The sequence below is a fragment of the Flavobacterium piscis genome, from assembly GCF_031457575.1.
GTDB lineage: Bacteria > Bacteroidota > Bacteroidia > Flavobacteriales > Flavobacteriaceae > Flavobacterium > Flavobacterium piscis_A.
In genome coordinates, this window is the sequence record NZ_JAVDWQ010000015.1 from 30,622 (window position 1) to 56,660 (window position 26,039).

Below are 26,039 nucleotides of genomic sequence, written 5' to 3' on the forward strand. Positions count from 1 at the left end.
TGCAGACTTTCAGTCTGCCAACCAAACCTCTGCACTTTCAGTGCAGAGTGGTTTAGTTCACAGTAATAGCCAGACTGCTCACAATATTCTCGGCTGATGTAGCGGTGTAAAGCACAAATTCCCCCGGTTCAATTTTCCAGTCGGAAGTTTTCTCATCATAAAAAGCCAGGTCTCTTACTTTTACTTTTAAATCAACTGTTTTTTGCTTTCCTGCTTTTAGGAATATTTTATCAAATGCTTTTAATTCTTTTTTAGGTCTTAAAACAGAAGGATTTGTTTGGCCTGCATACAATTGAACTACTTCTGCACCATCCGTTTTTCCTGTGTTTTTGATATTGAATTTTACTGTTATTTCATCATTTACACCATAGCTTTTTTTATCAGAAACAACATTTGAGATTTCAAAAGAAGTATAAGACATCCCGTAACCAAAAGGATATTGAGTTGCAATTCCTTTAGTGTCAAACCAGCGATAGCCGACCAAAATATCTTCATCATAATTTACTTTTAAATCATGTCCGGGATATGCCCCTAAAGCATGTGCGGGAGACTGGCTTAAAGTAACCGGAATAGTAAAAGGCAGTTTTCCCGATGGAAATTCTTTACCACTCAATACATCAACCACTGCGTTGCCAGCTTCCATTCCGCCGTACCAACCCCAAACTAACGCAGGCACACGAGATGCAATCCCAGCCAGTTCAAGTGGAGAACCTGCAATAATCACGACAATCGTTTTAGGATTCGCTTTGGCTACTTCCTGAATTAAAGTTTCCTGCCCGTAAGGCAAACGCATGTGAAGCCTGTCAAATGATTCCGAATCAAAATCATGGTTTAAACCGGCAAAGACAATTGCCACATCCGATTTTTTGGCTTGAGCCACGGCTTCCTCGATTAATTTCCAATCTACTTTGTCAGTGTTCAATTGGCCATCGCTGCTTCGTTCCACAACATGGGATTGCTTTTCATACCCTTGTGCAAAATTTATCTGCATAGACTTTCCGTATTTTGTGGTCATAGCCTCAAGTGGCGTTACCTCATACAAAGCTTTTATTTCTGAGCTGAAACCACCGCCACAATGAGTGCGCGTTGCATTATCCCCAATAATAGCAACTGATTTAATGGCACTCATGTTTAGCGGTAAAATTTGTTTTTCGTTTTTCAGTAAAACAACCGCTTCTACAGCAGAGCGATAGGCCGCCTGTTGGTGTTCTTTTGTATTTATAGAGCCTTTTATCCTTGTTTTTGGATCTAAAACTTTCGTTTTAATCATGACTCTTAATATGTTGGCCACTTTTTCATCGACTATGCTTTCCTTGATACGACCTTCTTTTACAGCTTTAATTAATGGATCTGCGAAATACCAGTCGTTATAATTCTCTTTTTCAGTCCCCATTTCCAAGTCCAAACCAGCCAAAGCGGCTTTTTCAGTACTATGTACGGCATCCCAATCCGACATATAAACGCCTTTGAATTTAAATTCTTCCCGCAAAAGCTTTCTTCCCAAATAATCATTTTCTGTACAATATTCACCTCTGAATTTATTATAAGCGCCCATAACCCCTAATATTCCGGCATCAACAATGGAAGCTTTAAAACCCGGCAGATAAATTTCGCGTAAAGCGCGTTCACTCATCGTCACATCAACCACAAAACGATTTTCTTCCTGATTATTGGCTACGAAATGTTTCACACAAGCCGCAACATCCTGAGTTTGTAGAGCCTTAATATAATTGATGGAAAGCTGCGAAATAAGAAACGGATCTTCGCTCAAATATTCAAAATTTCTTCCGCAAAGCGGAGAGCGAATGATATTGATTCCTGGTCCAAGCAAAACATCTTTTTTACGAAAACGTGCTTCTTCTCCCAAAACGACACCGCGCTGTGTGGCCAGTTCCAGATTCCAGCTTGCAGCCATTGCGGTTCCCGGCGGAAAAGAGGTTGAAGCGTCATCTGTTAGTCCCGCATATTGCCAATTATGACGATTCATTTCTGCCCTTACACCGTGTGGACCATCAGACAAAGCCCATTCCGGAATCCCGAGATGTTTTACTTCTGAAGTGTAAAATTTTGAATTTCCATGCAGCATTCCGACTTTTTCTTTCAAAGTCATTTTCTTAATTAACTGCTGAATTCTTTTTTCGGTCACAGCAGCTGTTTGTGAAAAAGAACTTTGAAAAAATACTGAAAACAAAACAATAGCCATAAATCGTAATCTCATTTTATATGTTTTAGAAAACCTTTTGGTTAAATTAAATAATGTGTTTTTATGATAAACCAGGAATAAGCCCAATTAAAAGTTTTCAAAAGTAGCCGAATAGGGGATAACAGGAGTGATACAAATCGAGCATTTTATATAATAATTGAAGCAGACTTGAATAAAAAAAGATATATTTTCAGGTCTTAATAAAAAATGCATCACAGCTATAATTTGGTTATAACGTTTTGACTTGCTTTGAATGGTTTTTTGTTACTTTTTAAGGATTTGGTTCCATTAATTTATTTGTCGATATTTCCCCGCTTGGTATTGGCCAGATATAGTTGCTACTTGTTGGCAACACCAAAGGAGCTGTACCGATTGACCCTTTTTTGGCAGGCAATGTTTGTACTTTTCTTTGTAAATCCAGCAATCTGAAGCCTTCGCCCAGAAACTCAATATCCCTTTCTTTTTGTATGGTTGCAATCAGTGCTTCTTTTGTTGCAATGTCATTTTCAGGAAAAACATAAGTTGGGTCTGAACGGTTTCTAACAGCTTTCAATAATTCGGTTGATGTTGTTAAATCGTCAGTATTAGCAGCAGCTTCGGCATAGTTCAATAGTACTTCGGTATAGCGAATTACAGGTACAAAATCCCTGAAAGGAGCTGTTGTTATACTGAATTTTTTCAATACTTTTTGATTGGCTGCACTCGTGCCGATAAGACCTGAACGTGCATCAGTACCTGAACTGAAAACAGGATCAGCCACGACTCCTTCCGCGGCTAAAAAAATAATAGGCTGTGCCAGATAATTATAAGCCAGGGCATATTGTGCAGAAGAGGTTTCGGTAGTTGAATTGGCAAAAGGAATAGAAAAAACAGCTTCAGTTCCGGTATAACTTCCTCCAAAAATGCTAGTATAATTAGGTTCTAATTTTTGGGTCAAAGTTCCTTCGGTATATTGAAATGGTGGAGTAGCGGAAACAATTTTTTTAGCTTCAGGAATTACTTTTTCAAAATTGTTCTGAACTAATAATACCCTTGTTTTTAATGCAATTGCTGTACACTTTTTAGCTCTGGAAGTATTCAACAGTGGAGTAGGGTAGCTAACCGGCAAATCGACTTCGGCTTCATCTAAATCTTTTAAAATTTGAGCGTACACCATTTCTACAGAACTTCTTGCCAAATCATTATTTCCTGAAGTCGTAATGGGTGTTAATCGCAAAGGCAGTCCTAAAGAACTTTTGTCCTGATTGTAAGGCTTGGCATAGGTTTGAACCAGACTAAAATAACAAAAGGCACGAACAAATTTGGCTTCTGCAATGTAATTTTTAGCCAGTTCTTTTGAAATTACCGTAGTTTCGTTCATTTTACTAATTAGAATATTTGAAGCATTAATCGCAGTATATCCGACTGCCCAAACATTATTTACAAAATCATTTGTCGAGGCCACATTTTGATTCCATACTGCAGAACCTGTTGCGGCATTTCCGTCATTTTGCCCAAATTGATCGGCCCGCTGTTCGTTAAAAACAACAAATCTGCCGCCATAAAAACTTTGGTTTTGCAATTGTTTGTAGAGGTTATTGGTCTGCGCCAAAATTTTATCCGGAGTACTAAAAGCTATGGATTCCGGAATACTGGTTTCGGGCTGTGTCTCTAATAAATCGTCATTGCAGGCTGTCGTAAACAGGAGAATAAAACAGCTCATTAAAATATATTTTTTCATTGTCTTTGCTTTTAATTAAAATCCAATATTTAAACCGACAGTATACACTTGGGCGTTGGGCGGCACATTTTGATCTTTTCCTGAATTAATAGAGTTTCCGTTGATGGAAACTTCGGGATCTGAACCTCTGTATTTGGTAAATGTGTGCAAATTATTTCCTTGTAAATACACATAAATAGAGCTGAAAGTGTTTTTCAGGAAAGAAAGTTCCATTGGCACATTATAACCTAATGACACATTTTTGAATTTCAGATAAGAACCGTCTTCGACTTTTGAAGTACTGGAAAAAGAAAAACCTGCCGAAACATTATCGCCATAATACAGCTTCTGAATATCGGTAATTTGTCCCGGTGTTGTCCATCTGTTTTTTATAAATTCCCCATTGTTGAAATAACGCTGATCTGAATTGGTGGCACGTGTTCCATTATAGAGTTTATTTCCTTGTGCGAAAGTTAGATTTACAGCTAAAACAAAATTTTTGTAATTGAAACTGTTGTTTAAACCTCCAAAGAGTTTTGGTAATGAAGGTCCCTGCATCACACCATCTTTGTAATTGTCTATTGCCGGAGCGGCTGTTCCGTCCAGATACGTCCATTTTGGAGAACCAATATGGTTGTATTGTACTTCTTTGCCTTCGCTGTTTATAAAAACCATTTGTCCGTTGTCCGGATTTACGCCTTTGTTAGGCACCGCAAAAACAGATCCGATAGAATAACCTACTCTGGTCATATTTTGTACACCAAATACACTTGGCACAAATACATCGCTCGCTAATGAAGTCACTTTATTTTTAAGAGTGGAAAGATTCAGGCTAACATTCCAGTTGAAATCACGGGTTGCAACAGCAAGTGCGTTAATGCCAATTTCATAACCGGTATTGTACATGCCACCCACATTTTCGTTGATATAATTATTCGGAATTCCCGCTGAAAGTGATTGAGGTGTTTTCAGGATTAAATCCCTGATTTTATTGTTGAAATAATCAAACTCTACAGAAATACGATTGTTCAGCATAGCGAAATTCAGTCCTAAATCGAGTTTTGAACTTGTTTCCCATTTTAAATTTGGATTGGCAGTTTGTGAATAGCCTAAGGTTGGCGCACCGCCATAAGTAGATGAATTATAGGTTCCGATAGCAGGATAATTTCCTATTTCGCTATTTCCTACAATACCGTAACTGGCTCTCAGTTTTAGATTATCCAGAAAACGGCTCATTTTTGAATCTTTAAAAAAAGACTCTTCCAACAGGTTCCAGCTTACCGAACCTCCTCCAAAATTACCGTATTTGTTCCCTTCGGATAAAGCCGATAAACCGTCAATTCTATAATTTAACGTCAGGAAATACCTGTTTTTGAAATTGTAGTTTAAGTTGCTAAAATAGGATAGTAAAGCATTTTCAGAAAGATCATTGCCTATAGGCGAAATATTCGCATAACTTCCCTGATAATTTTTATAATACGGATCTGTGACATTGCTTTGCGAAGCTCCCCAACTGTCCAGTGATGTTTTGATTCGCTCATAACCCAACAGGAAGGTAAAATTATGGTTTTCGTTAAAAGAATCTTTGTAAGTAAGGGTATTTGCCCAGTCGGTTCTGGATAAGTCGGTTGCTATATTCGTTGCTACACCATTGTATGCAGCGCCTCCTCCGTGAATTGGATTTAAAAACAGTTTGTTTTCCAAATCAATCGTGTTCAGCCCAAAACTGGTTCTAAAAATTAGTTTTTTGGTAATATCAAACTCGCCGTACACATTTCCTAAAAGAGTTTTACTGATAGAAGTCGTGAGGTCCAATTCCTGTACCATCGCCAGATTGTAGGCATTAATAGTACCGATGATCGATGGAATATTGGCACCATAACCTACACTTATTCCGTTTTGAATGCTGTAAGATCCATCCGGATTGTAAACCGGTACATTGGGAGGTAAAACATACGTCATCCTTCCTAAAGGCTCATTCGTAATGTATTCGGTATTATAAGTGGAAGATGATAAAGTGTTTCCTGCCACAGCACCTGTATTCGGACCAACGTTTTTTGCCCTGCTGTACGAAACATTAACACCAGCCCTAATAAAATTATTGACTTCATGACTCAGGTTTAAACGTGTCATGTAATTTTGAAATGTGTTGTTTTTTATAAAGCTATTTTGATTGGAATAATCTGCTGAAAAGTAATATTGGGTCGTTTCATTCGCCCCGGAAATATTAATATTCTGATTACTTGAAATTCCGGGTTCATAGGCCACATCATACCAATTTGTATCCACTGTACTACCATCCGGATTTTTTGATAAGAAAAAACCGGGTGCTTTGCCTGCATTGACAAGTGCTTCATTTTTTATCATCGTATAATCTTCTGCATTTAATAATTTAGGCAGATTATAAGGGGTACTTCGACTGATCCAGGTATTGTAATTGAATCTTGTTTTGCCTGCTTTTCCTTTTTTGGTGGTAATGACCATAACACCATTTGCTGCTCTGGATCCATAAATTGCAGCAGCAGACGCATCTTTCAATACATCGACCGTTGCAATATCATTTGGGTTAATTCCAGAAAGTGGATTGTTGCCGACAAATCCGCCCAAAGAACCTGTAAAAACTGCCACACCATCTACTACAATTAAAGGAAAGAGCCCGGATGTAATGGTATTTAAACCACGAATCCTGATTACGGGTGTATTGTTTAATACACTTGTCGACTGGATTACATCGATTCCGGTTCCCTGACCGCCTAACAGCTGGTCAAAACTCGTAGTAGGGCGATTTTGTAATTGCTTTGCAGAAACTGTAGCAACAGAACCTGAAAACTCCGATTTTTTCTGGGACAAATACCCACTGGAAATCAGGATTTCATCTAATTGATTGGAATCATCCTGTAATATAATGGAGATGCTTTTATTGGATCTTACAATCAGGTTTTGCGTCACATAACCCAGCATACTAACTTTTATGGCAATAGGAAACTGCGTTTGTGCCGGAAGAGAAAAATATCCGTTTTCGTCTGTTAGTACAATTTCATTAGTTTCAGTTATTTCAACTGCTGCCCCTGCAACCGCTTTATTTGCAGTGTCTGTAATTTGTCCCTCAATACCATTTTTTTGTCCAGAAACCGAAAGCGTAACCAGTAGAAAAAACAGCATTGAAAGCCGGTTTCCATTTGTAAGCAATGCGAACAAACGGATTCTATATTTTTGTTTCATAGAGATGAGTTTAAAGCATAACCCAAACCAGAACAAATAAATGTTCTGGTTTAAGCTACTATATTTAAATTGATTAGTCTTTTGAAATGTTTTACCACAAATTCAAAAACGAAATTTTTTTAGTTAATCCTCACGCTTTGTAAAAACGAATTATTCTTTGTTACCAGCAGATAGTTTTTTCCTTTTACCTGAATTTTTTCCATGTTTTTAACATCGCCCGGAGTAAAAAATCCGCTTTCGATTGCCGAAATTGATTTGAATTTTCCTTTGCCGTCGCCTTTTAAAAATAACCCGTGACCGGCATCGTTTCGAGGGGTTTCTACTTCTGAGCTATACATATTTCCACTTATTAAAGCATCAAGTTTGCCATCTTTATCGTAGTCATCAACCATTATTTGATTAATACAGGTAAGCTGTGCTTCGACTGGAAGTTCGTGCATGATAAACGTACCATTTTTATTTTCTAAATAAATACTGGCAAATGATTTTACTTTATAATGCAGGGCTTCTTTTAGTGATTTCTTTGTATAAACATCGACCAGGGTGGCTTGTGAAAAACTTTCGTAGTCTTTGAATTTCTTCTTGATATTAGGAATCTGTTGAGACGAACAGCCGCGACCACGTACTGGATATTGCTTGCCATCATTGTAGTAGCTCAGTACGATATCGTTGTGTTTGTCATTATCAAAATCTTTTACATAAATATCAAAAGTTTCATTGGGAGTAGCTTTGTATTTGTAATTCTGTCCATTGTTTCCAATAATATAATCCATGTCACCATCATGGTCAAAATCGCCTTCCTGAATGCTCCACCACCAACCTGTAGTATCATCATTAAGACCCATATCTTTGGTAACTTCTTTGAAACCTGATTTCGTATTCTGAAAAATACGTATCGGCATCCATTCGCCCACCACAATAATATCGGCTAATTTGTCATTATTAAAGTCGGTAATTACAGCACTTGTTGCCATTCCTAAATTGGTAAATTCTTTAGGGGATTTTTTAGAAATTTCAAATTTTGGCTGCGTTGACGAACTTATATTATGCAGTAAATAAGTCGTTGCCGGTGACGGATATTGCCCCGGAACCTGTCTTCCTAATACCAAAAGATCTTGTTTGCCATCTTTATCATAGTCAATAGGATATACTTTTGAACCACTTGTCAGCATGGTCGGCAAAACTCCTTTCGGTGCTTTTGTAAACTCACCTTTTCCGTTATTGAGGTATAATCTGTCTTGTAATTTGGGGTCGTTGACTAAAAATTCGTAACTACCGCTCACTACATATAAGTCATTATCACCGTCATTATCGGCATCAAAAATTAATACACCTGTATCTTCACTGGCTTTATCGTCTTCGAGTGCCTGAATATTTTTTTCTGCAAAACCAGTTGCAGTCTGCATAAATATTTTTCCTGAATAGCCCGCAGAACCTCCAATGAAATAATCATCCAAACCATCGTTATTTAAATCCCCTACAGCAATGGCCGGACCAAAAGCCGACATTTTATGAGGCAGTAAAACCTGATCCTTAAAATCATCGTATGTGTTTTCTTCGTGTTTGAAAACCGGAAAGACGGTGTTTTCAGTTGCAAACAAATGGGGTTTAGGAGCTGTTTTTACAGCAGCTTCTTCTTTGGCATCCTGTTCTTTAAAGGTTAGTGTTTGATTTGCCTTAACATTCGATAATTTTTGCACCTTGCCATTTACCCAGACTACTCTTACTTCATCTATAGTTTTGTCTTTGCCTACACCAAAATGCAGTTCAGGAGCTACTGACGATTGAAATCCTCTGCTTAAGGTAAGCTCTTGCATCTGGTTTCCTTTTGTGGTTTTTATGTAAACACGATTTCCTAAACCAGAGGTGTTTTTTGAATTTCCTTTAAAATTTACCTTGATGTAATTATTGATTGTAGAACTTGAATTTTCAAAAACAGAGGCGTAGTCATCGATATTGTTTATTATCAAATCTAAATCGCCATCGTTATCTAAATCGGCGTAAGCCACACCATTTGAAAAACCTTTATATTCAATTCCCCATTTTTTATTTACTTGTTCAAAATTTAAATTTCCTTTATTTTGAAACATGAAATTATCAATTTTCTCTGATGGAATTTCCTGTGATTTTTTAAGTAAATCTTTTGGTTTTAAATGTAAGGCTTCTAAACTATTAAAGAAATCGTTATTATTAATTTCTCTTCGGGTGCCATTACTTACAAATAAATCTTTGTTTCCATCATTGTCAAAATCAGCAAATAAAGGTCCCCAGCTCCAGTCGGTAGAGGAGGTTCCTGTGATGCGGGATACATTCCCAAAATGCGGAATCCCGTTTTCGCTAATTCCCGTATTAAGCTGCATGCAATTATGCATATACTGGTAATTAAAACCGGCATTTACAACATCCCAAAAAAGCTGCGGATTCATACTGGACATATTCGCTTTTTTACGACGATTGTCCTTGGCATCCATATCAACCTGAAAGATATCTAAGTTTCCATCATTGTTAAAATCAGAAATATCTACGCCCATTCCGTAGAAAGAATTATGGTCTGTAGCCTGTTTTACCACTTCTTTAAAGGTTCCGTCCTGATTATTGATGTACATGAAATCAGGTGCGTTAAAATCATTTGAAACATAAATATCTGGCCAGCCATCATTATTTAAATCACCAATTGTAGCACTTAATGATAGTCCATAAGCTTTTACGCCTGCCTCTTCACTAACATTGGTAAAATGATTGCCGTCATTTCGATATAAATGCCCCGATTCATGGTCTTTGACATGGAGCATCATTTGTACATAGTCACCGGTTGCCGAATTGAATCTCGTTGGTGGATAATTCGCAACAAACAAATCTAGGTCGCCATCTTTATCATAATCAAAAAAAGTACCCTGAACACTGTTTCCTATATCATCAATGCCATATTCTTTAGCTTTTTCGGTAAAGGTACCGTTGCCATTATTAATGTACAATTGATTGTTTTTTGGTCCAAATTTCCCGCTTACACTACAATAGATATCCAGAAAACCATCTCCGTTTACATCCGCCATAGTAACTCCGTTATACCAACGAGTATCACCTCCAACACCTGCTTTTTCGGTAATATCTTCAAATTTCAGATTCCCTTTGTTCAGATATAATTTATTTGATACCTGGTTTCCTGTAAAAAAGATATCGATGAGACCATCATTATTAATATCTCCTGTTGCGACTCCTCCGCCCAAATAAATATAATTGTAGGTGAAGTAGTTTAGAGAATCATTTTCTTTGAGATTATTGCTAAAATCAATCCCTGTATTGGAGCGGTCTAAGGTAGAAAAGATTTTCTCATCTGAATCTTTAGTCGAGCAGCTGGTTAGCAATAAGAAACCCACAAGGTTAAAAAAAGCTGCTTTTATTTTAATATTTTTCATATGTATGTTTCTAATTAATTTTTCAGATGCAAAGAGGAGAATGTGCTCCGGCAGTTGAAAAAAGGGTTCTTTTGATATCTATTTTTGAAAAGTCATTTTCGCCTTCAATAATTTTAATGTATTGATTTGGTTGTATGTTTTTAAAGATTTTTTTCTTCTGAGTCTTTGGCCAGATAATCTCAATCTGATCAATCATTGTGGCTTGTCCAATTCCGATTTCCATTCTTAAAGCCGATGCTCCAAAACTTCCGCCTGAGTTTAAAACTCTGTACACCGATCTGGAAACACCATTTTCTTTAAAAGTGACTTTTACTTTTGTTCCAATGGCAGAACGATTGCTTGCTGTGCCTTCCAACTGCAATTTTATCCAGCGGTTGCTGTTTTGCCCAGGATTTAGGTATAAAGAATTACTAAAAGAATCTCCTAAATAAGCACCGCCAACTTCTATAAAAATATCGCTATCGCCATCATTATCTAAGTCATTAAAAGCCACTGCATGTCCTTTTTGCAAGTTTCCTACGCGGGCAGAAACAGTTACATCAGCAAATTTTCCATTACCCATATTCCTAAATAATTTATTAGGTGTTAGTGATTTGTAGTCCGGATTTCCTGTGCCTAAATACATATCCAGGAAACCATCATTATCAATGTCTCCAAAATTAGAACCCATTGCAAATACCGTCTTATTTAATCCTGATTCTTTAGAAACATCAGAGAAAGTGCCATCATGATTATTACGATATAAATACATTTTACTGCTTTCATTTGGGATATTCAATGCTTCCATTGCCATTTCGCCTGCAATAGAACCCGTATATTGATAACCACAGACAAAAATATCCTGCCAGCCGTCATTGTCATAATCCCAAAACCATGTGGGAAAGGTCATGACATTGATTCCTGCCAAGCCTGCCTGCTCTGTAACATCTATAAATTGTGGAATACCATTTTTAAGTCCGGTGTTTTTTAATAATATTTTCCTTTTATTCATTCCCGAAAGAAACAAGTCAATATTCCCATCATTATCATAATCAGCTGATGTGACACCTTTTATAAAACTAACGATGTCGCATTTTGCATCTTTGGCTACATTTGTAAATGTGCCGTTCTGATTATTCAGATACAATTCAGAAGGGTAGGACTCATTGTCGGCTGACTCGTTGCCAATAAATAAATCCAGATAGCCATCATTATTAAAGTCATTCCACGTGCCTGCCTGTGTAGGGAATTCAGAATACAAGCCACTTTTTATGGTTACATCCGTAAAAGTACCATCGCCATTGTTGCGTAACAATGAGTTGGGTTGTCTTCCGTATTTACGCATCCAGGCTCCTCTTAAAACAAAGATGTCTATATCGCCATCATTGTCATAATCTGCTTGTATCATACTTAATCCCCCTTTAAAACGGCCTATTTCTGAGCTTTTAGAAACATCGATGTAGTTTCCTTTTTTATCGTTTTGATAATAGTGCATAACGCCATCCAGACTCCAGTCAGAAGTTATAATGTCGAGATAGTTGTCGTTATTGAAATCATCTACAATAACGCCACCTGACATATTTCTGCCTTTTATGCCTGCGTTTGCGGCAACATCCAGAAAAGGTTTTATATTGTATTCTGAATCCTTATTCAGATTAGGTATCAGCCATTGTTCAGGAACGGCTAAAGGATAATCTCCCAACGTCATGTAAGCAATGTTTAGCAGCCATCGTGATTCATAATCATTTGGGTTTATCGCTAATAATATCTTATAAATTTCGATTGCTTTTTGAGACCCTCGTCTTATGGTATGGATTCCATTTTTTTGGATGGGCATAATACAAGACTCGGGATTGTGGTGATTGACACAATTTTGTTTTTCACCCAGTCTCATATAGGCAATTGCCAGAAATTTTAGTGATTGAGGATTGTCTCTTCCATCCAGTGCTTTCATCTTGTTGATTGCATCTTCCAGAATTGTAACAGATTCAGCTTCTTTTCCAAGTTTCAGTAATGCATTTCCTTTATTCAATTGGTTGGTGAATTTAAAAAAACCTTCATCCGAACTTTTAATTATAGAATCGTAATAGGCGATTTCAGCTTTCGACGCAAATGAGTTGTTTTTTACATTATACATTTTATTCCTGGCTTCCAAAATTCTAACCATTTTATCATTTGGATTAGAAAAATAATCGCACGACTGTAATAAAACAGATAGTATAAATAGCAATGTTAACTGTTTAATTTTCATAATTAAAACATTTTAGATTGGGTTAAGCGTGCTATTATTTATCGAATTTTTTGTTTCCTATATGAAAATTATAAAATTTCCAGACTTCATGGGCCACATTTCTGCCTAGCCTGAGTCCTTCAAGATTATCTGCCTGAATATGATAACCTCCCATTACCCTGGAAATTCCGGCCATATTTGCTGTTTCTGTGAAAGTTGGGAATTTTAGAACAACAGGTTTCCCTATGTTATTTGGTTCTGTCATTGATCCTGGAGTGCTGCAGGTTGCAGATTCTCCAAATGTATCACTACCTGTCCATAATTTTAATGCTTCACCGCAGCCGCCACTAATTGTACTATGTCCGGAAACATAACCAGGAAAAGCAGGGCATAAAAAAACATCCGGCGAATAAGGTCTCCAATCCTGTCCTTTCATCTCTATATTTCCAAAACCAGGGCCGCCCCAGGCATTTATATTCTGATCTTTATAATAATGATGAACCAAAGCATAAGGACGGGCAAAATCGTAGAACATTTTTGTATCCCAACATGCTATAAAGCAATCCATAGCAGTCACCTGATTATAGAAAAACATTTTTACATCCTGATCTAAAGTATGGTTATCCCGTCTGGAAACATCCTGGGCAAATTTTAACCAGTGCCCGGCTTGCTGTACTGATTGTGGCCCATCGCGCATAAACTCAACCAATGCTTTTTGTTCGTTGGTAAGATTATATTGTAAATCAATGACTTCTTTAACCTCATTTTTAAGTTGTTCTGAATCCAATGCGGGTGGGGGTACAGGACGAAACTGATCACCCGATTTTAATCCTACAGGTTTTACTTTGTTCCAAAATGGAGTTGCACAGCCTGGCGCAAACTTACCGCCTTTTCCGTCAGAAAAATATTTTGGCTGCCAATGGATTACATCAATCATTTCATCCGGGGAATTGACCGGATTGTAATTTACATAGTTAAAATACGGAGTTCCATTTGAACCATCTTCTTCTCCATATTGATTTGCCCCGTCATGTTTTCTCGCTTCAATTACTGCTTTTGCGGCCAAATTCCCTATTCCTACTGGTGTTTTGGGATCTAATGATTTATCATTTGGATCCAGGCCCAGTTTAACCATAAAAGCTACAAACAAATCTTTGTCTGAAAAATAATATTCACATAATGCATTATAGGCAGCATAACTGATGGCAATCTCTTTATTTTTTAGTGTCTGTTCTTTATTAGGTCTTCTTTCTGTATTTTTTAAATATACCGGAATTGCCTTTTGATCATAACGGCTCCAGGCATCAAAAACAGCAACAAAGGTTAGTCCTAAAAAACGGGAAGTGACTGTTGGTCTTGGCTTAAATCTTTCAGTATCATTACCTGTGGCAAGAACTGCAATTTCCGACCATTTATAGGCGATATTATTTTCTCCTGTTGGTTCTTTTATTTTAGTTGTGCTCTCTTTGGTCTGAGCAAATAGGGTAGTGGTTAAAGTACCAAATAGTAGTACTTTAAATAGTATTTTATGAATTTTCATTTTGGTGGTTTTTATATGGTTTTTTGATAGCTTTCTTTCAATTATAAGTAATTGAGTGTTGTGTCAAATTATAAATAAGCAAATTAAGTCTTAGGTAAAAACCAAAGATTTAAAGCGAAGAACATGATTTCAAAATCATGTCTGTTTATATTTTAACATCAGGGAAAAACTATACCATATCAGGAGGAGGATAATGGGTAGTAAAATATCCGGAAAGAATGTTTCCTTTTGGATTGTAAGAATTTAAAGCAGCAGGAAAAACTAATTTAGGAGTCGTGATCACTAAATTAATTGTATCATTAGGAATGTAATCCTGAATAAAGGATTTCATTAATTTTTTACTTGGATTTTCTTTATTTGAATCGATATCAAATATTTGACTGTCGACGATTTTTTTCAGATCATTATTAAAAACCTCTTGACGAGAGTTCTTTAGGCAATATAATTTTAAAACATTGTTTATAATTCTTTTCTTAAAAACATGATAAGTCTTGTTCTCGATTATGAAATCTTCATTAGCTTCTTCAAAGCCTGAATCTACAACATACGCATAGGGATTAATTTTAATTTCAATCACTTCAAAATTGGAGTTATCCGTTTTCTCCATAGCATTCACCCACACTTGCTTTTGTTGTTCAGCAAACATGATATAAAATCCTAAAACATTGTAAAACAATGTTACGATTAAAAAAAGTGATGCGATTCTTTTCATAAAAATTCATAGTAAATAAACAGCGCATTTAACATGCGCTGTTTTCAAATACTAACTCAAACCTAACTAACTTTATCGTTTAATAACCAGGATTATTATCACTTGGTTTTATATTCGGATTAGAAGATGTTTCTCTGTTTGGTATTGGCCATAGCTCACTTTTTCCAGCCTGAAAACCAGTTCCTGCCAGTTCAGTACTTGCAATACCCCATCTTATAATATCATCAAAACGTACTTGTTCACCTGCCAGTTCTACTTTGCGTTCATGCACTAGAGCAGTAAAGACCTGGTCTTTTGTAAGTGTTGTTGCCAACAGAGGTACATTTGCTCTGGATCGAACCTGATTAATGTAACCAATAGCAGTTGCCTGAACGCCACCTGCTCTCATGCTTTCGCATTCTGCCATCATAAGCAATACATCAGAATAACGCATTACTTTAAAATTGATACTTGAATCCAGATTTTCATCAGTACGTTTATAATAGTTTTGGTATTTTTTCCAGCCTGCTCTTCTAATCCCTGCTGAAGAAGTGAAATTAGCTGCTACCATTGTATTTGCACCATTGTTATAAACTGATCCAGGTACATAAAAAGTTTCTCCAAAACGTTTATCTCCGGGTTCATATTCATCCAATAAATTATCTGATGGATATACATTAAACCATCCCAAATTACCGTATTCCTGACCTCTAAGAGTTGATTCCGCAACACCGTCTCCAGCTGTATCACTACCCCATTTATCACCTACTCCCAGAGTTTCATCGTATTCAATCTCAAAAATAGATTCAGGACCATGTTCTGTTTCATCCATGAAGTTGTTGTAAAAATTAGTTTCTAAACTAAATCCTGTAACTTTATTAAAAGCAACTAAAGCTTCATCATATTTTTTTTGATATAATAGTACTTTTCCTAAATACGCAAAACCAGCTTCTTTGGTTGCTCTCCCTTTATCTTCTACGGTTTTGCTTAACAGGTTTTTAGAAGCAAAATCAAAATCAGCTTCAATCAATTTATAAACCTCTTCCTTTGAACTTCTTGCAACACCTTCGGTAGTCTGTGTGGTATAAATAGGTAAATCACCAAAACGAGGCAATAAAAGAAAATAATAATAGGCTCTTAGAAAATGAGCTTCTCCTAAATATTTATTTTTTTGCTCTTGTGTTAAAATTGAACTTGGCAAAGCCTGGATTTTTTCTTCATTATCCAATACAAAATTAGCTTTTGATATTCCTAAAAAGCATGATTCCCAATAGTATTGAACAATATCGCTACTGGCATCGAAAGTAAAATTGCTAAACGGAACTTTATTACCTTCTAATTGCGGATTTCCTTTGGCCTCCTGGGACATAAGGTCTAATGCAAAGAAAAGATGTCTTGCATAAAGTCCTCTTGTCTGCAGGTTGGCATAACACGCATTTACAGCCGACTGCACCTGATTTTTCGTTTTAAAGAAAGTTTCCGGAGACAAGGCATTTGGATTAGTTAATTCTAAATCCTTAGTGTCACATGAATTTATTGCCAAAATTCCTGACAATACTATAACTATATATTTTATTTTTTTCATCATCTTTTATATATTAAAATGTAACTTCAAGACCAAAAATTACTGATTTTGGTTGTGGATATCTTCCTATATCAATACCTGCCGAATTTGAATTTGCATCTACACGCGCAATTTCAGGATCCAGACCAGAATAATTGGTAATAGTTACAAGATTTTGTCCACTTAGATAAAATCTAATATTTGAAAAATACGTACCGAATGTGTCTCCTGATAATGTATATCCTATAGTAACATTTTTTAATCTTGTATAGGAACCATCTTCAACATATCGCTGACTAGCTGAAGACCAGTTTTGACTTGCGCCAAGGGCTCTTGGTAATGTAGCTGATGGGTTCGTAACTACTCCTCCTGTAACCATAGATCGATCTAAAACTTCTGTACCAGAATTAAATAAACGTTGCATTGCTTCTAAATCGAATTTATTTGCATTAAATACATCGTTTCCGGATACTCCTGTTATAAAGCAGTTAAAATCAAATTTTTTATAGGCTGCAGTAAGGTTTAATCCATAAGTGAAATCCGGGTATGGATTCCCGATGTTTGTTTTATCTTCTGAATTAATGACTTTGTCTCCATTACGATCCACAAATCGGATATCACCAGGTTGAAAAGTAGTTTGACCCGGCGCAAGAACAGCATCTATTTCTGCCTGATTTTGATAGATTCCGTTGGTTTCATAACCCCAAAAGTAAAATAATGGCTGACCTACTTCTAATCTTGAGAAGCTTTCTAAGCCAGCTCTTCCTGATGGACCTCCTAAAACACTAGTTACGCCTGGTGCTAAATTTGTAACTTCGTTTTTGCTTGTACCAAAATTAGCTGTTGCAGACCAGGTAAAATCGCCTTTTCTGTCATTGTAACCTAATGTTAATTCGTATCCGCTTACTTTTACATCGGCAATATTTCGTATTTGTGTCCCTCCCGGAGAACCAGTAGAAGCTGCAAGTGGTACTGCAAAAAGGATATCACTACTTTTATTGTTAAAATATTCAATAGATCCTGTAAATTTTTCATCAAATAAACCAAAATCTAAACCTATGTTTCTGTCAAGTTTAGATTCCCATTGTAAATCTGGATTAGCAGCACTTCCTGAGGTTGTACCTATTCCTGCCTCTCCATTAAATGGATATGTATAATTGGTAGCTAAATTAGAGCTGTAACGATAATCCTCAATTCTGTCATTTCCTGTTGTTCCGGTAGAGCCCCTAAGTTTTAAGGTACTAAAAATAGAATTTTCCATAAAACTTTCTTTGGCAATATTCCAACCTAAAGCAAGAGAATAGAAATTACCAAAACGTTTATTAGCTCCAAATCGGGAAGAACCATCTCTACGTCCAGAAATTGCAAAGAGATACTTATCATCGTAATCGTAATTAATACGGGCTATGTAACCTAAATTATTTGTTTCAAAATTGTTTGAACTTAAATTAGCATTCTGAAGACTTAACTGATCAATTTCATCAGAAATTAAGTTACGGCTGCCTGCAGTTACATTTCGGCTTTTATTCTCTATTTTAGTTATAACCCCTAATGCTTCAATATTGTGTTTATCGGCAATAGTCGTTTTATAGGTTAAACCATTATCAAAAACAATAGTCTGTCCTTGAGAATTTATTTCAGCAGTTGATGAATAGTCCTGAAAATGAGCTGAACCATCACGGTAACTAGGTACAAACGTATGATCTCTGCTTGTATAATAATCTAAAGATACCTGGGATCTAAATTTTAAGCCTTTATAAATTTCCAGTTCTGCGAAGATGTTACCGATTATAGATACTCCGTTAATTTGTTGGTATCCATGGTTGGCCACACGTACAGGATTTTCGGCGTCTTGCCCATCAGCTGCTGAGGGGCCTTGGTATCCTCCTAAATTATTTGCGTTGTAAACCGGTAAATATGGTGCCATTTTAATAGCATGCTCTAATAAAGTTCTTCCACCGGCAGCGCGCTCTGGATTTGTGTTATTAAAAGAGACTCCTATATTACTACCAACATTTAGTTTACCAAATGTTTGTGTATTATTAGCTCTGAAAGAATAACGTTCGAAACCTGTTTTAATAATAGCCCCTTCTTGTTTTAAATATCCGGCAGAATAACGGCTGGTAGAATTCTCTGTTCCACTCGAGAAACTTAAATTATATTCCTGCATCAGGCCAGTCTGAAAGATTTCGTCTTGCCAATCAGTAGTTATATTACCAAACTCTGCAGCTCTTGCGGTTAAATTACTTCCTAAATCGTTAGCATACTGTAAATATTGCTGTGTATTTAAAACATCATATCTTTTAGTAACGGTTTGAGAACCTACATAAGAACTAAACGTTATTTGACCAGGACCTTTCTTTCCTTTTTTCGTTGTTACCATAATCACCCCATTAAAAGCCTTAGAACCATATAAAGCCGTTGTTGAGGCATCTTTTAAAACAGACATGGATTCAATGTCATTAGGGTTTAATCCTGATAAGTTACCTACCAAAACGCCATCAACTACATATAGAGGGTCACTATTATTCATTGTAGCTAATCCACGAATTTTAACTGATGGGCTTGAACCTGGCGCACCATTGACAACTGTAACACCTGCTGCTCTACCTTGCAATGCCGATTCAGCATTCGTAATAGGTACTGCTACGATATCTTTTGAACTTACTACTGAAATTGCCCCGGTTACCTTAGCTCTTTTTTGAGTACCATAAGCGATAACAACTTCATTTAAGGTTTGTGTAGACTCGGCTAATTTAACATTGATGACAGTCTGACTCCCAACAGAAATCGTTTGTGAAATTAAGCCTACGTAAGAATATGTTATTTGGTCTGTAGCATTTACACCCTGTAAAGAGTATTTACCATCAAAATCTGTTGATGCACTGTTTTTTGATCCTTGTACATTAATACTGGCACCTGGCAAAGGAACCCCTGATGCATCTGTAACCGTACCCTGTATGGTCTTTGATTGTGCCATCACATTTTGAGTGCTGACTATTAGCAATGCGACTATTGCAAATTTTATTTTTAACATCATAGTTAATTGGTTTTTTGTTTAGTTAAATAATTATCTGGTTGTAAAGTGTTTTATTTATATTGATTTTAGTTTGTAAACTACTTTTACTCTTAAATTTCGAAATCACTTCTAATAAGTTATTCTCAATTAGATTTCTTAATCACATTTTTATTGTTTAATTTTTGATTAAAAAAAGAGAAACTTCAATAAATAAATTGTTTCATTTCATGCTGATATTGTTTTAAGGTTGTTAATATTTTTTTTAGTTAATTTGATATTATTAACCCAAAAATAGAGCCTTAACATAAATTTCACATAAGACAAATGATGCAAAAACTATCAAATTTGTAGCATAAAAGATGTAAAAGTGTTATATTTCAGTGTTTTAGGTATTTTGAAGCAGAATGGTAATTGGAAATTGATAATAATGGCTCATTTTTTTTCCATTACTAAAAAAATAAAAGGATATTTTTTTTATATCTAATAATTATGAAAATACAACAGCTGATAAAAAGCAAGAAATTACCTTGATTTCAGATTTTGATTTAATAATTCAAAACGCATTTTTTAAGTTTATGCTAGACTGAATTTTTTGTAATAAAATAAAAAAACCAGAACAAAAAAAAGACGGCTTATACCGTCTTGATTCATAGTTTAAAAAACTATTGCTTGTTATTATGGGTAGGCAGGTGTCCGTATTTTTCTTTATAACATTTTGTAAAATAAGAAGGAGAGCTAAAACCAACCTTATAGCTAATTTCTGTTATGTTATCATTTCCAAGTTCTATTAATTCTTTTGCCTTTTCTAAACGAACGTTCCGTATAAATTCGTTGACAGATACACCTGTCAGTGTTTTAATTTTTCGATACAACTGGCTTCTGCTCAAAAAGACTTTGGAAGCTAAAACCTCTACACTTAACTCTGTCTCACTAATGTTTTCATTAATATAATTCAGGGTGTTTTTTATAAATTCATTATCTAAAGTGGTTGTTTTTTCTTTCGCTTTTGGCGTAATTCCGTTATAGAATTTATTAAACATAATTTGCCTGCTGTTAATCAATTGTATTAAGCTGGACCTTAAAATATCCATATCAAAAGGTTTGCTCAAATACATGTCAGCCCCGGAGTCAATCCCTTCTAGTCTGTCCTTAACTAACGCCTTTGCAGACAGCATCATTAACGGAATATGGCTGGTTTTTAAATCGGCTTTAATGCTTTTGCATAATTCTAAACCACTCATAACAGGCATAATTACATCTGTTAAAATCAAATCGGGCAATTTTTGCAAGGCTAATTCCAAACCAACCTGACCGTTTTCAGCTACAAGGACTTTATACTCTTTTTTGAGTTCATTTTTTAAATAATTTCGTAATTCAACATTATCCTCTACAATCAGGATGGTATAAATTCGATCTTGTTTTTCGTCATTATCCGTTGATTCACTGTCTGTTTTTTCAACTATTGGTGTAAAACTTATTTTTTTCTCTTTTTTAAATTCCTCAAGCAGTATTTCGCTTTCATCAAAAAAATCTTTTCCAATAGGAAATAGCAGTTTAAAACTGGTACCCACTCCCAATTCACTTTCTACTTCGATAATTCCTTTGTGTAATTCTACAAGCCCACGAACAACTTCTAATCCTATCCCGGTACTTCCGTAATAGGCTTTATTTAAATTGTTTACCTGGTAGAAACGGTCAAATATTCTCTTAATATCTTTTTTATCCAGCCCTGCTCCAGTGTCTTCAACAATGACTTCAAAAGATGGGTAAGTATTGGTCGGACTTATCAGCGGAAATTTTGCAAATTCTTCATCCACCACTATTTTTACCTTTATTTCACCATTGTCTGGAGTAACCTTAAAAGCATTTGAAACTACATTAAAAATAATTTTTTCGAACATTTTAGGATCTATCCAATCTTTTAATGAGGCTTTATTTGACTCGAAATGCAACAGAATTCCACGACTGGATGCTTCTTCATCAAAATAACTGACAATTTCTTTTGTAAAACCAACAACTTCAATTAATTGTAATTGCAGGGTCATTTTATTAAACTGCAGTTGATTAAAATCCATTAGCTCATTGATTAATCTTGAAAGCCTGTCTGAACTTTTTTGAATAGTTTTTAATTTATTTAATACACTCTCAGATAATTCCTGGCTATTGTTCTTAATTATATCTCCTAATGGATTTAAAATTAAAGTAAGCGGAGTCCTGAACTCATGCGAAATATTGGTAAAGAATTGTAATTTTTTATTATTTAATTTTTCAATCTGTAAGGCTTTTTTCTGTTCAAATTCTATCATTTGTTTTTGTTTAAAACGATTTTGATAGTATTGATTGGCAAAGTGAACTGCTGCAAATAATAATAAGGAATAGAATAGATAAGCAAAAGAGGTTTTCCACCAGGGCGGTAAAATTTCAATTTTCAATTCTAATGGTCTTTGGCTCCAGGCTCCATTTTTTTCTGCTGCCTTAACCTTGAAAACATAGTTGCCTGGTGCTAAGTTCGTATAAGTTGCAGAGCGTTTACTGCCAACATAATTCCAGGAATCCTCAAAACCTTCTAAATAATAAGCAAATTCATTTCTGGCAGGAAAAGAATAGTTAACAGCAATAAAGTCAATTGTAAATACGGACTGATCATGTTTAAGGATTATTTTTTTTGTTTCAGATATTACTTTTATTAATGGGGAGTTTTTTTCTAATGGGCCTACTGATTTATTAAAAAGTTTGAGGTCAGTTAAGTAAATCGGAAGCTGTTTTTTACTTTTAACTAAATTAGTGGGGTTAAAATAATTTAGACCTTCGTAGCTTCCAAAATAAAGCAGTCCGCTTTCATCTTTTAGAACAGAATTATTATTAAAATCATTTCCCAACAGTCCATCATATGTAGAATAATTGACGGTAGTTTTATTTTTTAAATTAAGTCTTGTAATACCTTTCTTTCCGCTTAGCCAAACACATTCATCATTAGATTCTACAATCGATGAAATTGATTTTTCATAAAGACCGGGAAAATTTATATACCATTTTATGGAATTACTTTTTTTATTGTAGCTGAATAATCCGGCACCATCAGTACCAATCCAAATTTCTTTGTTTTTAGCCTCATATAAAGTGTTAATTGTATGTGTGCTTTTATGGTTTTTAAGCTTTTCAGACATTTTATTCCGAAAAGATGTTACTGAAAAAGAGACAAAATCATTTGTATTAACCCTGTATAAACCCGTTGTTGAACCGACCCAAACGGAATCATCAGAATCTACAATTATCTTTCGGATGTCTAAATTTATTAATCCATTCGTATAAAATGGTTCAGAGTTGCAATGGTGAAACTGGCCATCTGAAGGAGTATAATAATGCAAACCTTTTGCAAAAGTCCCTATCCAGATTACGCCTCTGGAATCCTGGGCAATGCTCATAATATTGTCTGAGATCAGATTAGGCGTATTTTTTGTGCTGTAATTAATAAAGTTTTTGCTTCCTTTCTTTAAAACAAAAATCCCCTCGTTCCAGCTGGATAACCAGATATTTTGCTTTTTATCAATAAATATATTTGTAATATTATCATTGGTTAGCCCGGAGTAAAAGCCATTGTCAGATTTGGTAATATGTTTAAAATTTTTAGTTTCAGTATTATAGACATCAACTCCTCCGCCTTCCATAGAAATCCATAATTGGCCTTCATTATCTTTGGCAATACCGGTAACACAATTGGTTTGTAATGATTGGGAATTACCCGGTAAACTTTCAATAATATTTACCTTGCTGTTTATTTTATCAAAAATACCTAAGCCCTTGTTGTAATAACCCAGCCAAATTCTTTTTTCCTTATCTAAAAATAAAGACCAGACAGAATTTGAACTTAAACTGCGAATATTGAATTTGCTGTTTACATATTTTTTTTGAACGGCTCCTTGGTCATTTACAATAATTAAACCATCATTTTCTGTTGCACAAAGAATTGTTTTAGGATCTGTTGCCAGTATTGACATAATTCTTTTTTTTGTAATAGGGTAGGAAACAGCCTGTTTAACTTTAGAATTTAGATCAATCTTAACCAAACCTTTATAACCATCACCAATCCATAAATTTTGGTTGCTATCAATAAACATAGATACAATATTTCCGGAGAAAGTTTGATTCTTATTACCAATGTTTACTTTCTTAACTTCATTTTTTATTGGATCGATTACTTTTAATCCAAGATTAGTGCCTAAATAAATAATCCCTTTTTTATCTTTTGCCAAGCAGTTGATAAGATAATTTGTTGCATGTGGGATATCGAGTTTAAGTTTAGTAATTTCTCTGGACTTGACATCTAATTTTAAGAGGCCACTATTAAACGTTCCTAAAAAAAGATTGCCCTGATTGTCTTCAATAATACTTTTAACAGAGATTACTGTTTCTTTATTTATTTTCTTTTGAATATCAATACTTTCAAAAGTATTTAAATTTCTATTATAAAGGCATAATCCTTCATCTGTCCCTGTCCACAACCGGTTGCGGGTATCTACATAAGTTACATAAATCAGATTGCTGTTGATAGAATTATTTACGTTGGAGTTTTGCTCATAAGCGACATAATTTACTCCATCGAATTTATATAAACCTGCACCATTTGTTCCAATCCACATAATACCAGATTGATCCTGTGCAATGGTATAAATGCCACTTTTTGAAGTCTCATTACTTACTAACCTAAATTGATAGCTCTCAAATGTATTTTGAGAAAACAAGTTATTTATTGTAAAGAGTAACAGGGCAATAAATCTAAAACATTTTTTTTGGGACATTATAAAATGATTTGTAAATTAAAATTAAATATATACTATTTAATTGAAAACCAATTATTTTTTAAAATTAATATGACATTAACTACATTTAAAGTATGAAAGCATTGTGAATTTTTGAATAATGAGCTTGTGTACTTCAAAAATAGCCGGATTTTCCAAATTTAATCATGCTAATTAATTCCTGTAGCCATGTGTTTTCGTTTCTCTTCTTTCCTTTAAATCTTTTTCAATCTGAATTTCCATTTCTTTATCTATCAGGTAACAGAACAACAGCACGGCACTTATAATAAATATAAAACCGGGATATATACTTACAGAAAGTTTAATTCCTTCAACTGTAGCGGGTACCTGGTTGACTTCTTCAGCGACATAACCATATTTGGATAAAAAAGCAGCCCCTAATGCACCACCAATACTTATTCCTATTTTTAATCCGAAAATCATAGCCGAAAAAACAGTAGCAGTCGCTCTCCGATTGTTTTTCCATTCGCTGTAATCCGCTACATCCGCAATCATGGCCCAAAGCAAAGGAATTGTAACTCCATAAATAAATCCATGTGCTAATTGGGTCAGAAAAACCAGTGCAATAGCTGTTCTGCTATAAAAATTAAAAAACAATAAACTTACAGCAGACAAAAAAATGAAAGTAATGTAAACATTTCTTTTGCCAAAAGAATCTGCGAGCGGCTTTGAAATCATAATTCCAAAGATCATAAATAAGATTCCCCCGGCATTAAAAAGGCTAAATGCAGAAGTAGGAACATCTTGCGGCCATTGAAAATCTACTAATCCCATTTCTGTCAATGAATTATTCAGTTTATCAATAAATGCAGTAAAACCAATATCATTCAAAAAAACGGTTTGTGCACCCGGATCTAAATAATATTTAAAGTAGAAAACATACATTCCGCCTTTTAAGGACAAAGTTATAAATACCAAAATTGTAACCAGCAACATAACCAGCCAGGGACCATTTTTAGACAAATCGATAAAATCCTGCTTAATTGAAGACTCCTGATTTTTTGCGGGTACGATTCTTTCTTTGGTAGTAAAAAAAGTAATAAGCAGACAAATTATTCCTATAGCAGCAAATAATATCATTGTGTTTTTAAAGCCAACTGCCTTATCACCATGTCCTAAAATTAAAACTAATGGCAACAGAAGCGATTGAATTATAAATTGGGCAATCATTACAGCCACAAAACGATAGGAGGAAAGGCTGTTTCTTTCTTTCATGTCACCAGTTAGAACACCACTTAAAGCAACGTAAGGCAAATTATTTGCGGCATAAATTAATACCAAAAAAAAGTAAGTCAGCAATGTGTAGATTATCTTGCCGTTTTCACTAAAATCAGGAGTTAAAAAAGAAAGAACTGAGGCAATTCCAAAAGGCAAAGCGGTCCATAATATCCAGGGTCTGAATTTTCCCCATCGGGTTTTAGTACGATCAGCAATAACACCCATAATAATATTAAAAAAAGCACCGATAAAACCACCAACAAAAATAATAACACTTGCCGTTCCTGCAGGAATTTTATAGACATCGGTGTAAAAAAAAGCCAAAAAGGTAAGCAAAGCCTGAAAGATCAGATTCGCTGCAAAATCACCTAAACCGTAACCTATTTTTTCCAGTACAGAAAGCTTTTGTGATGTGTTACTCATAAATAGACGGGTTAT

Annotated in this window: 11 protein-coding genes; all 11 read right to left on the reverse strand. The window is 35.2% G+C overall.

Annotated elements, in window-relative coordinates; all coding sequences use genetic code 11:
- Positions 1 to 52: 52 nt before the first annotated feature.
- The 11 genes from J2W48_RS18045 to J2W48_RS18095 all read right to left on the reverse strand — a co-directional run bounded on the left by J2W48_RS18045 (position 53) and on the right by J2W48_RS18095 (position 26,024).
- Complete coding sequence (locus J2W48_RS18045) at positions 53 to 2,218, reverse strand: beta-glucosidase family protein (RefSeq protein ID WP_310283096.1); 2,166 nt, start codon at positions 2,216 to 2,218, stop codon at positions 53 to 55.
- 256 nt (positions 2,219 to 2,474) lie between these two features.
- Entirely contained in the window at positions 2,475 to 3,923 is a 1,449-nt protein-coding gene (locus J2W48_RS18050) for a RagB/SusD family nutrient uptake outer membrane protein (RefSeq protein WP_310283097.1), read from the reverse strand.
- A 15-nt stretch (positions 3,924 to 3,938) separates the two neighbouring features.
- Positions 3,939 to 7,124, reverse strand: a complete 3,186-nt coding sequence (locus J2W48_RS18055; RefSeq protein ID WP_310283098.1) for a SusC/RagA family TonB-linked outer membrane protein — start codon at positions 7,122 to 7,124, stop codon at positions 3,939 to 3,941.
- A 119-nt stretch (positions 7,125 to 7,243) separates the two neighbouring features.
- Positions 7,244 to 10,540, reverse strand: coding sequence for a VCBS repeat-containing protein (locus J2W48_RS18060; RefSeq protein WP_310283099.1), 3,297 nt, complete (start codon positions 10,538 to 10,540; stop codon positions 7,244 to 7,246).
- Positions 10,541 to 10,562: 22 nt separating this feature from the next.
- Entirely contained in the window at positions 10,563 to 12,770 is a 2,208-nt protein-coding gene (locus J2W48_RS18065) for an FG-GAP-like repeat-containing protein (protein WP_310283100.1), read from the reverse strand.
- A gap of 34 nt (positions 12,771 to 12,804) precedes the next feature.
- Positions 12,805 to 14,289 (reverse strand): vanadium-dependent haloperoxidase, encoded by a 1,485-nt coding sequence (locus J2W48_RS18070; RefSeq protein ID WP_310283101.1) that lies wholly within the window; start codon positions 14,287 to 14,289, stop codon positions 12,805 to 12,807.
- Between the two features lie 169 nt (positions 14,290 to 14,458).
- On the reverse strand, positions 14,459 to 15,001 hold the full coding sequence (locus J2W48_RS18075; protein WP_310283102.1) for a hypothetical protein: 543 nt from the start codon (positions 14,999 to 15,001) through the stop codon (positions 14,459 to 14,461).
- A 79-nt stretch (positions 15,002 to 15,080) separates the two neighbouring features.
- Positions 15,081 to 16,568, reverse strand: coding sequence for a RagB/SusD family nutrient uptake outer membrane protein (locus J2W48_RS18080; RefSeq protein WP_310283103.1), 1,488 nt, complete (start codon positions 16,566 to 16,568; stop codon positions 15,081 to 15,083).
- A 10-nt stretch (positions 16,569 to 16,578) separates the two neighbouring features.
- Positions 16,579 to 19,584 carry a SusC/RagA family TonB-linked outer membrane protein gene (locus tag J2W48_RS18085; protein ID WP_310283104.1) on the reverse strand — a complete coding sequence of 1,002 codons (3,006 nt, stop codon included), beginning with the start codon at positions 19,582 to 19,584 and terminating at the stop codon, positions 16,579 to 16,581.
- 641 nt (positions 19,585 to 20,225) lie between these two features.
- Entirely contained in the window at positions 20,226 to 24,362 is a 4,137-nt protein-coding gene (locus J2W48_RS18090; protein ID WP_310283105.1) for a hybrid sensor histidine kinase/response regulator transcription factor, read from the reverse strand.
- A 174-nt stretch (positions 24,363 to 24,536) separates the two neighbouring features.
- Entirely contained in the window at positions 24,537 to 26,024 is a 1,488-nt protein-coding gene (locus J2W48_RS18095) for an MFS transporter (protein ID WP_310283106.1), read from the reverse strand.
- Positions 26,025 to 26,039: the final 15 nt, after the last annotated feature.